The sequence below is a fragment of the Pseudomonas syringae group sp. J248-6 genome (assembly GCF_032586995.1).
GTDB lineage: Bacteria > Pseudomonadota > Gammaproteobacteria > Pseudomonadales > Pseudomonadaceae > Aquipseudomonas > Aquipseudomonas amygdali.
This window is the reverse complement of sequence record NZ_JAWHOP010000002.1, coordinates 24,417-37,570: the sequence shown is the minus strand read 5'-3', so window position 1 is coordinate 37,570 and position 13,154 is coordinate 24,417. Positions and strand designations below refer to the sequence as shown.

General features: G+C 58.8%; 10 protein-coding genes and 1 pseudogene. 5 read left to right on the top strand and 6 right to left on the bottom strand.

Annotated features, from left to right (window positions below):
- Positions 1-659: 659 nt before the first annotated feature.
- The 5 genes and pseudogenes from RYC17_RS02230 (at position 660) to cobA (ending at position 8,536) form a co-directional block, all read left to right on the top strand.
- A complete protein-coding gene (locus RYC17_RS02230; protein WP_002553050.1) occupies positions 660-1,871 on the top strand; it encodes a nitrate/nitrite transporter in 1,212 nt (403 codons plus the stop codon).
- A 7-nt stretch (positions 1,872-1,878) separates the two neighbouring features.
- Positions 1,879-3,540: a bifunctional protein-serine/threonine kinase/phosphatase gene (locus RYC17_RS02225; RefSeq protein ID WP_316902428.1), complete on the top strand. Its 1,662-nt coding sequence runs from the start codon at positions 1,879-1,881 to the stop codon at positions 3,538-3,540.
- A gap of 277 nt (positions 3,541-3,817) precedes the next feature.
- Positions 3,818-5,023 (top strand): annotated as a pseudogene (locus RYC17_RS02220) (NAD(P)/FAD-dependent oxidoreductase); the annotation flags it as partial.
- Positions 5,024-5,043: 20 nt separating this feature from the next.
- Positions 5,044-7,764 (top strand): molybdopterin-dependent oxidoreductase, encoded by a 2,721-nt coding sequence (locus tag RYC17_RS02215; protein WP_316902426.1) that lies wholly within the window; start codon positions 5,044-5,046, stop codon positions 7,762-7,764.
- A 10-nt stretch (positions 7,765-7,774) separates the two neighbouring features.
- The gene (cobA, locus tag RYC17_RS02210; RefSeq protein ID WP_316902424.1) at positions 7,775-8,536 is read left to right on the top strand and encodes a uroporphyrinogen-III C-methyltransferase; all 762 of its coding nucleotides are present in this window, start codon (positions 7,775-7,777) and stop codon (positions 8,534-8,536) included.
- 87 nt (positions 8,537-8,623) lie between these two features.
- Here the strand turns inward: cobA and RYC17_RS02205 are convergent, their stop codons facing one another.
- The 6 genes from RYC17_RS02205 to rraA all read right to left on the bottom strand — a co-directional run bounded on the left by RYC17_RS02205 (position 8,624) and on the right by rraA (position 13,094).
- On the bottom strand, positions 8,624-9,658 hold the full coding sequence (locus tag RYC17_RS02205; protein ID WP_058401050.1) for an OmpA family protein: 1,035 nt from the start codon (positions 9,656-9,658) through the stop codon (positions 8,624-8,626).
- A 105-nt stretch (positions 9,659-9,763) separates the two neighbouring features.
- Positions 9,764-10,354: an RNA polymerase sigma factor SigX gene (gene sigX / locus RYC17_RS02200; protein ID WP_002553043.1), complete on the bottom strand. Its 591-nt coding sequence runs from the start codon at positions 10,352-10,354 to the stop codon at positions 9,764-9,766.
- Positions 10,355-10,436: 82 nt separating this feature from the next.
- Positions 10,437-11,261, bottom strand: a complete 825-nt coding sequence (locus RYC17_RS02195; protein ID WP_002553042.1) for a mechanosensitive ion channel family protein — start codon at positions 11,259-11,261, stop codon at positions 10,437-10,439.
- 2 nt (positions 11,262-11,263) lie between these two features.
- Positions 11,264-11,512 (bottom strand): hypothetical protein, encoded by a 249-nt coding sequence (locus RYC17_RS02190; protein ID WP_002553041.1) that lies wholly within the window; start codon positions 11,510-11,512, stop codon positions 11,264-11,266.
- An 86-nt stretch (positions 11,513-11,598) separates the two neighbouring features.
- Entirely contained in the window at positions 11,599-12,594 is a 996-nt protein-coding gene (locus RYC17_RS02185) for a zinc transporter ZntB (RefSeq protein WP_058408918.1), read from the bottom strand.
- An 11-nt stretch (positions 12,595-12,605) separates the two neighbouring features.
- Positions 12,606-13,094 carry a ribonuclease E activity regulator RraA gene (gene rraA / locus RYC17_RS02180; protein ID WP_058401048.1) on the bottom strand — a complete coding sequence of 163 codons (489 nt, stop codon included), beginning with the start codon at positions 13,092-13,094 and terminating at the stop codon, positions 12,606-12,608.
- Positions 13,095-13,154: the final 60 nt, after the last annotated feature.

Below are 13,154 nucleotides of genomic sequence, written 5' to 3'. Positions count from 1 at the left end.
CCGTGTTAATCACGGTGCAATGAATGCTGTCAGAGATACCGGGCAATGTAAATTAAATATTGAGACCGGCGTTATCGTACAACCTCAATAAACAGAAAATTAATAAATATTAACACTTATTGATCATCGCTATTAAGACCGTCATAAAAGCACATCAAAACAGCATCACAGTGACAGTACCTAATATCAAAACTAGTGGCACATGAAATAATAATAACGCCATTGAACTTTAATAAACTCTTCAGTAACCACGCTTGATCTCGTCCTGTCAGGCTGCAGGCTGTCGCTCGCGGCGCGCCCTGTTTTACGGCGCTTTGCTGACGAGCGCCCGCTTCAAGGTCACTGACCGGCCCTCGCCTACTTCCTGGAAATCACCCAAACCCGCTCGCAGCTTGCAGCTAACCGCTTGCAACGCCATTGGCCCATCTCTTGCTTTAGCAATCACACGGTAGCCAACGGCGGCTATCACCTTTTACGACAAAGACGTCGCTCATCTCTTTCCGCTCACGTGGACAGAGAGGCGACGTTTTTTGCGTTTTGGTCCCGGGTACGGGGCCGGTGGAGTCGCCGTCATTCGGAACACTCCACCACAGCGTCTGGAATACCCCGTGTCGCGGTCATGGCCCGACTGACTAACTAGCAGATGATGAGGTGTGCACATGGATACAAGCTTCTGGAAGGCAGGCCATAAACCGACCCTGTTTGCGGCGTTTCTCTATTTCGACCTGAGTTTCATGGTCTGGTATCTGCTCGGCCCGCTGGCCGTGCAGATTGCCACTGACCTGCACCTGACCACTCAGCAACGCGGCCTGATGGTCGCCACACCGATTCTGGCGGGTGCCGTGCTGCGCTTTTTCATGGGTCTGCTGGCGGACCAGCTGTCGCCCAAGACCGCCGGCATCATCGGTCAGGTGATTGTCATAGGCGCACTGCTGGCAGCCTGGCAGCTGGGCATTCACACCTACGGTCAGGTACTGCTGCTGGGGCTGTTTCTGGGTATGGCGGGCGCTTCATTCGCCGTCGCGCTGCCTCTGGCGTCGCAATGGTATCCACCGCAGCACCAAGGCAAGGCGATGGGCATTGCCGGCGCGGGCAACTCGGGCACCGTGCTGGCAGCATTGATCGCGCCGGTACTGGCCGCCAGTTTCGGTTGGGGCAACGTGTTCGGTCTGGCGCTGATACCGCTGGTTCTGACCCTGATCGCTTTCACCCTTATGGCGCGCAACGCCCCGGAGCGCAGCAAGCCCAAATCCATGGCGGACTACCTCAAGGCGCTGGGTGATCGTGACAGCTGGTGGTTCATGTTTTTCTACAGCGTGACGTTCGGCGGCTTCATCGGCCTGGCCAGCGCCCTGCCCGGCTATTTCAACGACCAATATGGCTTGAGCCCGATTACTGCCGGTTACTACACCGCTGCCTGTGTCTTCGGCGGCAGCCTGATGCGCCCGCTTGGTGGCGCGCTGGCTGACCGCTTTGGCGGGATTCGCACGTTGACCGTGATGTACGCCGTTGCGGCCATAGGTATCGCGGCGGTGGGTTTCAACCTGCCAAGCTCGTGGGCAGCACTGGCCCTGTTCGTTGCCGCGATGCTGGGCCTGGGTGCCGGTAACGGCGCGGTCTTTCAGCTGGTTCCGCAGCGTTTCCGCAAGGAAATCGGGGTCATGACCGGCCTGATCGGCATGGCAGGCGGCATCGGTGGCTTCCTGCTGGCAGCCGGTCTGGGCACCATCAAACAGAACACTGGCGATTACCAGTTGGGCCTGTGGCTGTTCGCAGGTCTGGCGGTGCTGGCCTGGTTCGGTTTGCTGAACGTTAAACGTCGCTGGAGAACCACCTGGGGTTCGGCGGCCGTGACTGCGGCGCGAGTCTGAACCGCCGATGACGCTGCAATTGCAGTTCGCTCAATTCAGCGCCAGCGGTCCGCGCGCGGAAAACCAGGATGCTCTGCGCCTGGTCACTCCGGCCCCGGCACTGGCCGCCAGCAAGGGCTATCTGTTCGCCCTGGCCGACGGCGTCAGCCAGTGTGCCGATGGCGCACTGGCTGCGCAGTCCACGCTACAGGCGCTGGCACTCGACTATTACGCCACGCCGGAAACCTGGGGCGTGGCCCAGTCTCTCGACCGCCTGCTGCTGGCGCAGAATCGCTGGCTGCTGGCCAATGGTTTACTGACTACCCTCAGCGCTCTGGTGCTGCGTGGACGACGCTTCACCCTTGCCCATGTCGGTGACTGCCGGGCTTATCGCTGGCAGGCCGGTACGCTAAAGCGCATCAGTGAAGACCACGTCTGGGAACAGGCCGACATGCAGCATGTGCTCAAGCGCGCGCTGGGCCTGGACCAATACGTGGTCATGGACTATCTGGACGGAGAGCTGTGTGAAGGTGAACGACTGTTGCTGGTCAGCGACGGTATCTGGGCGACCCTTGGTGATGCCAGCATCCGCTCGATTCTGACCGAGCAGGACAACCTCGACTCGGCGGTGAAAACGCTGGTCAGCGCGGCGCATCTGGCAGGCAGCCAGGACAATGCCAGCGCCCTGCTGATTCAGGTCGATAGCCTCGGCGAGGACGATCTGGGGGACACGCTGCTGCAATTGCAGCAATGGCCACTGCCACCCGCGCTCAAGGCGGGCCAGGCCTTCGAAGGCTGGACGGTTGGCAGCATCGTGGCGCAGTCGCGCCAGTCCATCCTTTATCGGGTGACCGATACCCACGGCCAACCGTGGCTGCTGAAAACCCTGCCGGCCAGCCGACATGACGAGTCGGGTGCAGGTCAAGGGTTATTGCTTGAAGAGTGGTTTTTACGCCGGGTTGCCGGGCGCTTCTTTCCCGAGGTCCATCCGTTGGCAGACCGTCAGCACCTGTATTACGTGATGCGCGAGTATTGCGGAAATACACTGGCCGAGGTCTTCACACGCAACGGGCCGCTGCCGCTGGCTCAATGGCAGGACCTCGCGACCCGACTGTTACGCGCTGCGGGCCTGCTGCATCGACGCAACATCATTCATCGCGATATCAAACCGGAAAACCTGCTGCTGGCAGATGATGGCGAACTGCGCCTGCTGGATCTCGGTCTGGCTTACTGCCCGGGACTGTCAACCGGCAACCCTGACGACTTGCCCGGCACCCCGAGCTACATCGCTCCGGAAGCCTTCAACGGCGCTGAGCCGCATCCGCAGCAAGACCTCTATGCGGCAGGCGTCACGCTGTATTACCTGCTGACAGGCCACTACCCGTATGGCGAGATCGAAGCCTTTCAGCATCGCCGCTTCGGCACGCCGATCGCCGCCAGCCGTTATCGACCGGATCTGCCGCAATGGCTGAGCCAGAGTCTGGACAAGGCACTGCAAGCCGACCCGTACCAGCGTTACGAAACCGCCGAGCAGTGGTTACTGGAAATGGAGCAGGCCGAGCATCGCCCGGTGGTAGCAAAACCGCGCCCATTGCTGGAACGCGAACCGCTCAAAGTCTGGCGAACGCTGGCACTGTTCTCGATGCTGCTCAATCTTCTGCTGGTGATCTGGCTCATGAGCCATCACTGAAGCGGACCGCCCTGCTTCTGTGCAACACGCCTCAACGCAGTGCAGAAATAACCTGAGGCATCGACCGTAACCCCCTTTACGCAGGTAAATGCGAGTTGGCACAGGCGCTGCATGGTCTTGTGCAGATCATTCATAACGCGTAGCCCTCAACGATGAGGGCTGCGCCTCCCGATAGAACGGGACCGGACAAAGGCGTCCCCGTCAGGCAACTGGCGGGACGCCTTTTTTTGTTTGCGCGAAACGTGTCGAGCACGCACTGCAGTGACTCGGAGGCAAGATGAAAAAACTCAAACTGGTGATGGTAGGCAACGGCATGGCCGGCGTGCGCACACTCGAAGAGTTGCTGAAACTGAGCGAAGACCTGTATGACATCACGGTCTTCGGTGCCGAGCCACACCCCAACTACAACCGCATCATGCTGTCCCCGGTGCTGGCAGGCGAACAGAATTTCGAAGACATCGTGCTCAACGATCTGGCCTGGTACGAAAGCAACGGTATCCAGTTGTTGCTGAACCGTCGCGTGGTGAAGATTGACCGAATCAAACGCGTGGTAATCGCCGATGACGGCACCCAGGCCTCTTACGATCGCCTGCTGATCGCCACCGGCTCGCGACCTTTTATTCTGCCGGTTCCCGGCAACACGCTGGAAGGCGTCATCGGCTACCGCGACATCGGCCACACCCGCCAGATGATCGATACCGCCGTCACGCACAAACGTGCAGTGGTCATCGGCGGCGGCCTGCTCGGGCTCGAAGCTGCCAACGGCTTGAGCCTGCGCGGCATGCAGGTCACTGTGATTCACAACGGCCAGACGCTGCTGGAACGCCAACTGGACAAAACCAGCGGGCTGATGCTGCAAGCAGCACTGGAAAAGCGTGGCCTGGGTTTTCGCCTCAACGAACAGACCGAAGCCCTGCTCGGCGATGATCTGGGCCGCGTACGCGCGGTGCAATTCAAAAACGGCGAGGTGATCGACACCGATCTGGTAGTCATGGCCGCAGGCATACGTCCCAACACCGAATTGGCCGAACAGGCTGGCCTGCCCTGCAACCGGGGCATTCTGGTCAACGATACGTTGCAGACCTACGACCCGCGCATCTATGCGATTGGCGAATGCGTCAGCCATCGCGGCATCGCTTACGGGCTGGTGGCGCCGCTGTTCGAACAGGCCCGGGTGTGTGCCAATCACCTTGCGCAGCTTGGCTTTGCCCGTTATCCGGGGTCAGTGACCTCGACCAAGCTCAAAGTCACCGGCATCGACCTGTTTTCCGCCGGGGACTTTCTCGGTGCCGAAGGCACTGAAAGCATCACCCTCTCGGACCCCATCGGCGGCGTTTACAAGAAACTGGTGATCAAGAACGACGTACTGGTCGGCGCCTGCCTTTATGGCGACACCGCGGACGGTAGCTGGTACTTGCAGCAGATCCGTGATGGCCAGGGCATCGATGCCATACGCAACCACTTGATATTCGGCAAGCCCGCCGCGCCAGAGGCCGCCCGCGCATGACCAGCCTCGCCATTCAGACCACTCGGGTAACCGCCTCCACCTGCTGCTATTGCGGCGTTGGCTGCGGCGTGCTGATCGAGCATGACGGCCAGAATATCCTCGGCGTCAGCGGTGACCCGAAGCACCCGGCCAACTTCGGCAAGTTGTGCAGCAAAGGTTCAAGTCTGCACCTGACCGGGGACATCGACGCGCGCGCACTGTACCCGGAACTACGCCTGAGCAAAGACCTGGCACGCAGCGTCACCGATTGGGACACTGCGCTGGAGCACGCGGCCAACGTCTTCGCCGAGAGCATCCGCGAGCACGGCCCCGACAGCGTCGCATTCTATATTTCCGGCCAGTTGCTGACCGAGGACTACTACGCGTTCAACAAGCTGGCCCGCGCACTGGTCGGCACCAACAATATCGACAGCAATTCACGGCTATGCATGTCTTCGGCCGTGGCAGGCTACAAGCGCAGCCTGGGCGCCGACGCACCGCCTTGCAGCTATGAAGATATCGAACTGAGCGATTGCGTGATGATCGTCGGCAGCAACATGGCCTACGCGCACCCGATTCTGTTTCGTCGCCTGGAAGAAGCGAAAAGCCGTCGCCCGCAGATGAAACTCATCGTCATCGACCCACGACGCACTGATACCTGCGAACTGGCGGACCTGCACCTGGCGATTCAGCCTGGCACCGACGTTGCGCTGTTTCACGGCATCCTCAATGTGCTGATCAGCGAAAGCCTGGTTGACCCCGAGTTCATTGCCGCACACACACAGGGCTATGAGGCGCTGTCAGCGCTGGTACGAGATTACCCGCCTGAACACGTAGCAACCCTCTGCGGCATTACCCAGGAACAGCTACACACCTGCGCCCGCTGGGTGGGTGAAGCCCCGGGCTTTCTGTCGCTGTGGTGTATGGGCCTGAATCAATCCACTGCAGGCAGCGCAAAAAACAGCGCACTGATCAACCTGCACCTGGCCACCGGGCAGATCGGCCGACCCGGTGCAGGCCCCTTTTCGCTCACCGGCCAACCCAACGCCATGGGCGGACGTGAAACCGGCAGCCTGTCCAACCTGCTGCCCGGCCATCGCGACGCAGCCAATCCCGAACACCGTGCGCAGGTTGCGCACTACTGGGGCGTCGACAGCCTGCCCGCCAAGCCCGGTTTGTCCGCCATCGAACTGTTCGAGCAACTGCAGAACGGTACGATCAAGGCATTGTGGATTGCCTGTACCAACCCGGCACAATCACTGCCCGATCAGAACAGAATCCGACAGGCGCTGGAAACCTGCCCGTTCGTGGTGCTTCAGGAGGCCTTCAAGACCACCGAAACGGCGCGCTATGCCGACCTGTTGCTGCCTGCCGCCAGCTGGGGCGAGAAAGAAGGCACGGTGACCAACTCGGAGCGGCGCATTTCCAATGTCCGCAAAGCCGTTGCGCCCCCCGGCGAAGCGCGCTCCGACTGGGCAATTACTGTGGACTTCGCCCAGCGCCTGCAAAAGCGCCTGCAACCCGATGCACCTGCGCTGTTCGATTTCCACACACCCAAGGCCTTGTTCGATGAATTCAAAGGCCTGACGGTCGGGCGAGATCTGGACATGTCCGGGATCGACCGCGAGCTCATCGACCTCCATGGCCCACAGCAATGGCCCTTCCCTCGCGGTGCCAGCGTGGGCACGCCGCGGCTGTATACCGATGGTATTTTCCCCACCGACTCGGGCCGTGCGCAGTTTTTATCCGAGCCTTATATCGCCGCCAAAGAGCTGCGCGATGCTGACTACCCACTGACACTCAACACCGGCAGGCTGCGCGATCAATGGCATGGCATGAGCCGCACCGGTACGGCTGCGCGGCTGTTCGGGCATGTCAGCGAAGCGCTGTTGAGCATCAACCCTCAAGACATGCAGCGTCATGACCTGCAACCTGGCGATCTGGTCAAGCTGATCAGCCGACGCGGCGAGCTGCTGTTGCCCGTCGGCGGCGATGACAGTATTGCCTGCGGTCAGGCCTTCTTGCCGATGCACTGGGGCGACCGGTTTCTCAAGGGCGGCGTAAACACGCTGACTCAGCCAGCCTTCGACCCGGTCTCGAAACAACCGGAACTCAAGCATTCCGGGGTCAGAATCGAAAAAGCTTATCTGCCCTGGCAGTTTTTCGCCCTGATCGAGGGCAATGTGCAGCAGCAGATGGAAAGGCTGCGCCCTCTGTGCGACGTGTTTACTTACCTGAGCATGGGCCTTGCCGGACGCGAGCGGCCTGCATTGGTCATACGCGCCGCCAGCGCCGAAGCGCCTGATACGATGCTGCTGCAGCACATTGACCAGATACTGGGCCTCGATGAAGGGCCGGTTATGGCTTATGACGACCCCAAGCGCTCAATTGGCAAGCGGGTGCGTATCGACAACGGCCGCATTACCGCCATCCGCCTGGCCGGTGAAACACTTGCCCGACACTGGCTGCAGGCGCTATGGCTGGAAGAACGCATTGATGCTTCGCTGCGGCGCTGGCTGCTTGCCCCGCTCAGCAGCGAACCTGGCAAAGACTCGACGCAGACCCGTGACAAGACCTTGTGCAACTGCATGAACGTCAGCCAGAGCGCAGTAATGGACGGTATCGGGCGCGGCCTGGACCTGAATCAACTCAAGACACAACTGGGCTGCGGGACCCAATGCGGCTCCTGCGTGCCTGAAATAAAAAGACTGATCAACACCGTGGCCGTTACCCAATGAGGAGTGCAGCATGAGCGCAAAAGTATGGCTGGTGGGCGCCGGTCCCGGTGACCCGGAATTACTGACCCTCAAGGCAGTGCGAGCCTTGCACGAAGCCGATGTGGTGCTGATCGATGATCTGGTCAATACCGCAGTGCTTGAGCACTGCCCGAATGCGCGAGTGATCGCGGTCGGCAAACGCGGCGGTTGCCGTTCAACGCCACAAGCGTTTATCCATCGCCTGATGCTGCGCTATGTACGTCAGGGCAAATGCGTTGTGCGCCTCAAGGGTGGCGATCCGTGCATCTTTGGCCGTGGCGGTGAAGAGGCGCAGTGGTTGCAGGAACGCGGCGTCGCGGTGGAACTGGTCAACGGCATCACGGCGGGACTCGCCGGCGCAACACAGTGTGGCATTTCGCTGACCCTGCGCGGCATAAGCCGTGGCGTAACACTGGTCACTGCCCATACCCAGGACGACAGCAGCCTCAACTGGCAGGCCCTCGCACAAGGCGGAACTACTCTGGTGGTCTACATGGGCGTGGCAAAGCTGGCGGAAATTCGCGAGAGCCTGCTGGCTGGCGGAATGAGTGGCGAGATGCCTGTGGCGATGATCGAGAATGCTTCACTGCCCTGGCAGCGCGAGTGCCGCAGCACGTTGAATGCGATGCAGCGCGACGCCAGCGCTTTCGAGCTGAAGAGCCCTGCCATTCTGGTGATCGGCGCGGTTGCCGCATGCAGCAATGAGCTGCTAAATCAAACGCTGATGGATCACGCACAGCTGAATGCCAGCTGATCCTGCCCCTTGAGGATCGTCTGCCTGAGCAAATCGCAGGCAAAGAAAAGCCCGGCCTAAGCCGGGCTTTTCAGTACAAGCGGCTAATTACTTAGCTTGAGCTTCTACTTCTGCTTCTACGCGACGGTTAACTGCGCGGCCAGCTTCAGTTGCGTTGTCAGCAACTGGACGGGATTCGCCGTAACCAACCGAGTTTACGCGGCTAGCGCCAACACCGTACTGGTTAACCAGAACCTGTTTAACGGCGTTTGCACGACGCTCGGACAGTTTTTGGTTGTAAGCGTCAGGACCGACGGAGTCAGTGTGACCTTCAACAGTGGTGGTGGTCTGTGGGTACTGCTGCATGAAGTCAGCGAGGTTCTTGATGTCGCCGTAGCTGTTAGGCTTGACTACGGATTTGTCGAAATCGAACTTCACGTCCAGCTCAACACGAACAACTTCAGCAACTGCTGGGCAGCCATCAGCGTCAACGGTTACGTTGGCTGGGGTGTCAGGGCACTTGTCAACGTTGTCGCACACGCCGTCGTTGTCGCTGTCGGAGCACACTTCAGCTACTGGAGCTGGTGCTGCTTCAACTTTCTTGCTGCCGCCGCCGAAGTTTACGCCGATACCGACGCTAGGCGCCCACTCGGTGTCGCCCTGGTCGATGTTGTACTGAGCTTCAACGCCAGCACGAGCATAGAAATTGTCGGTGAAGTACAGCTTGGCACCGCCGCCGATGTTGGCGAAGGTGGAACCGTTACGACCGTTGCGACCGTTCTGGCCAATGCTCTGATCGGAGAAACCGGCAGAAACGTATGGACGCAGCATGTCGCCTGGGTTGTTGAAGTGGTACAGAGCGTCCAGAGCGGTGTCGGCGCCCTTGATGTTCTTGCCATCATCGCTACGAACGTTGTGAACTTCGTCGTAGCCCAGACGCAATTCAACGTCGTCGGTCAGGAAGTAGCCAATCGAACCGCCGAACAGGTTGCCGTTGTTTTTGAAATCACGGGCGCTGTCGTACATTTCTTTCTTGGCGAAGCCTTCGATTTCGACTGCGCCTTGGCCTTGAGCCAGAGCGCCGAACGAAGTTGCGGCAACAATAGTACCAATGGCCAAGCCCAAGGTGTTTTTCAGTTTCATCCGTTAAATCCCCATCTGATGATTATTAAGCGGTCCCACACAGGGGGACAACTCAGCGGCGAGTCTACCAGACCTCGCCAGTTCTTTAGAGATATTTGCACCGTATTAAGTTTCGGCGATTCCCGCAAATTTCTCTCGTAATTTATCTAAAGCCCGCTTGTAACGCATTTTCGTTGCGCTCAAGCCCATGTGCATGATGTCAGCAATCTCCTGGAATTCAAGTTCTGCAACAAAACGCAGGACCAGAATCTCCCGATCGATCGGGTTCACATACACAAGCCAGCGATCAAGTCCGCCCCGCTCTTCAGGTTTGGGCGTCTTTTCTTCCGACGCTTCCTCAAGTGGATCCAGACTCAAAGCGTCCATCAAGCGACGCTTACGCCGTTCCTTCCTGTACTGCGTGATGCATTCATTGTAGGTGATGCTGTAAAGCCAAGTCTTAAATTTAGATTTACCTTCAAAATTTTTCAACCCATACAACACCTTAAGCATCACCTCCTGACAGACATCGTCAGCATCGCGATCGTTCCCTAAATAACGTGCGCAGACGTTAAAAAGTGTTCTCTGGTAACGACGCATCAATTCTTCATAAGCCCGCGTCACATTGAACAGCTCAACATGGGCGCGCGCGACCAGCTCCTCATCAGAGAGCTCGCGGGGATCGTAGCGCGTCGAAAACGGTTGAGGTTTATTCAAAACAAATCTTGCCGACAGTCAGGTCAGTGTCCGCCACGGCCTGTATCGGCAACCTGGCGGCATACATTAGCAGGTTAACCGCTTAACGGCTGCTTACTCTCTGCTCGAGCAGGATGCGATTGGAAAACGACACCAGCTCCCCCTCGTCTGTCAGCAACGTTGTTTTGACCGTACCGATTTCCTCGATCTGACCTTCCGTATCGCCCACCCGCACCTGCTGGCCCACCTGAAACAGCTCACGAACATAAATTCCGGCGATGATCTGCCCGGCAATCTCCCGACTGCCGAGGCCCAGGGCAAGCGCCACTGTCAGACCAACGGTAATCAAGGCAATCACAATAACGTGGTTCAGCAGGTCGGTCTTGACCTCAAGCTGGCTGATCGCAACCGAAATACTGATGATGATGACCAGACCCTGAGCAATTCGCCCCAGGCCAGCAGAGTAGTCGATACCTACGCCTTCGGCTGCGCCGCGTACCAGCCCATTGACCAGTTGCGCCAGCAGCACGCCAACCAGCAGCACCAGCGCCGCACCAAATACCTTGGGCAGATACAGCGCCAGCATGTCCAGCGTAGCTGAAACCCGCTGCAGCCCCAGGGATTCGGCAGCCGAGACGAGGAAAATCAGTAGGACAAACCAGTAGACGATTTTACCGATCAGGGTTGAGATCGGCACCTTGACGCCGGCGCGGCCGATAATCTTGGTCAGACCGGTACCGCCGACCAGACGATCCAGGCCCAGTTTGGCCAGCAGTTTGGAAAGCAGCGCGTCGAGCAGTTTGGCGACGACAAAACCCAGCAGCACCACAACAAGGGCGCCGAACAGGTTAGGGATGAAATTTGCGACTTTGGTCCACAATGCAGTCATTGCAGCAAGAAGGCTCTGGGTCCAGAGATTCAATTCCATGCTCAATCAGCCTTATCGATAGAACGGGCACCCGGAATGGTGCGGCGAGAAACAGGAGAGACGTGGGCAGAGCCGTTGTTCACGGCAATCATCAGTGCTTCTGACCAACGGCCCAGCAACCCGAACAACACACCGGCACCGACCTGGCGATTGGCGGTTTTCAGGACGCGTCCCAGACATGCGTCATCATCCCGGCTGGAGGATGAAGAATTGAGCATGTCGCGTAAAGATTCTTCAAACGGATCGTGCATCAGGCACCTCACGTAATGTCAGTCAAAGACGCGACGCGAAAACAACAAGTCACACGCGCCCGTCAAAAACCCGGACAAGCCCGTACTCATACCCAGCGCAATCGCTTGAATAGCCACCACTGCCCGACGGCTAACGCAACAATCAGCGAGCACGCCACCAGAAAGCCGTATGAACTGTCAGAACCGGGTATGCCGCCGACATTGATACCCAGCAAACCGGTGAGAAAACTCATTGGCAGGAAGATACCGGTAATGATCCCGAAACGGTACATGGTGCGGTTCATGTGCTCGCGCAAGCGCCGGTCTTCGGACTCCAGCAGCAGCCCTACCCGCTCGCGGGTCAGCTCGAGCTCTTCCAGATAGCGCGTCAGGCTGTTGTTCAGCTCATTCCAGTAATCGGCGTCGTCATGCGCGAACCACGACAATTTGATCCGCGAAAGCTGGCCATAAATATCGCGCTGCGGCCCGAGAAACCGGCGCAGACCGGCTGCGCGTCGACGAATATGCAGCAGCTTGCCATGCTCTGGGCTGTACCGTTCGTCGGCGTCGGTCTTTTCTTCCTCTTCATCGACCGATTCGGTGAGTTCGCCGACCAGGTCCTGAACCTTGTCAGTCAGGTATTGCGCCAGGTACAGGATCAACTCCGAGGCACTGGTGGGGCCTTTACCCTGCCCCAGCCTCTCGATCAGTTCCTCAGTGGCCCGCAGCGGACGCAGGCGCAACGAGATCACCCGCTGCGCAGCAGCAAAAATGCGCACCGAGACCATATCTTCCGGTTCGGCACCGGGGTTGAGGTTCACCCCGCGCAGAAACAGCAGCAACTCTTGCTCCGGCAACGGCAGCAGACGCGGCCGGGTGTTCTCTTCAAGCAACAGGTCGCAGGCAAATTCGCTCAGACCGCTACCGGTACGCAACCAGGTATGGGTCTGCGGATGACTGCGATCCCAATGCAGCCACAGACTTTCCTGCGGCTGCAGCTCAAGGTCCTGCAACTCGGTTCGAGCGATGAAACGCGCCCCGCCTTTACCGTCCAATACGAGGGCATGAACCAGCCCCCACTGCGCGTTTGCTTCATCGAACATGGATACTTCGCTTATTCCGGCATGGTCAGGGGTGAAGGGGAAATGATGACGCCATTGTTGTCGGCATACAGATACTCTCCCGGACGGAAGGTCACGCCACCGAAGGTGACCAACACATTCAGGTCACCGATTCCGCGTTTCTCGGTTTTTTTCGGATGGCTGGCCAATGCCTGAACACCCAGATCGGTCTGCGCGATGACGTCAACGTCGCGGATGCAACCGTAAATCAACATACCTTCCCAGCCGCTTTTGGCCGCTTTCTCTGCCAGCATGTCACCGAGCAAGGCACAACGCAGCGAACCACCACCGTCGACCACCAACACCTTGCCCTTGCCGTCGAGCTCGACCTGCTCTTTGACCAGCGAGTTGTCTTCGAAACATTTAACGGTGACGATCTGGCCACCAAACGAATCGCGACCGCCAAAATTGCTGAACATCGGCTCCACGACCTGAATCAGGTCCGGATAGGCGTCACACAGATCGGGGGTGATGTAGTGCATGAGGTCAACTCCTGTCTCGGGATTGATACGGACCGGCCTGATCAATCAGGCGCGACCGGC

Coding starts and splice junctions, on each gene's coding strand:
- RYC17_RS02225 (WP_316902428.1), top strand. CDS start 1,879: ATGACGCTGCAATTGCAGTTCGCTCAATTCAGCGCCAGCGGTCCGCGC.
- RYC17_RS02185 (WP_058408918.1), bottom strand. CDS start 12,594: ATGTTCGATGAAGCAAACGCGCAGTGGGGGCTGGTTCATGCCCTCGTA.
- RYC17_RS02215 (WP_316902426.1), top strand. CDS start 5,044: ATGACCAGCCTCGCCATTCAGACCACTCGGGTAACCGCCTCCACCTGC.
- RYC17_RS02205 (WP_058401050.1), bottom strand. CDS start 9,658: ATGAAACTGAAAAACACCTTGGGCTTGGCCATTGGTACTATTGTTGCC.
- cobA (WP_316902424.1), top strand. CDS start 7,775: ATGAGCGCAAAAGTATGGCTGGTGGGCGCCGGTCCCGGTGACCCGGAA.
- RYC17_RS02195 (WP_002553042.1), bottom strand. CDS start 11,261: ATGGAATTGAATCTCTGGACCCAGAGCCTTCTTGCTGCAATGACTGCA.
- rraA (WP_058401048.1), bottom strand. CDS start 13,094: ATGCACTACATCACCCCCGATCTGTGTGACGCCTATCCGGACCTGATT.
- RYC17_RS02190 (WP_002553041.1), bottom strand. CDS start 11,512: ATGCACGATCCGTTTGAAGAATCTTTACGCGACATGCTCAATTCTTCA.
- RYC17_RS02230 (WP_002553050.1), top strand. CDS start 660: ATGGATACAAGCTTCTGGAAGGCAGGCCATAAACCGACCCTGTTTGCG.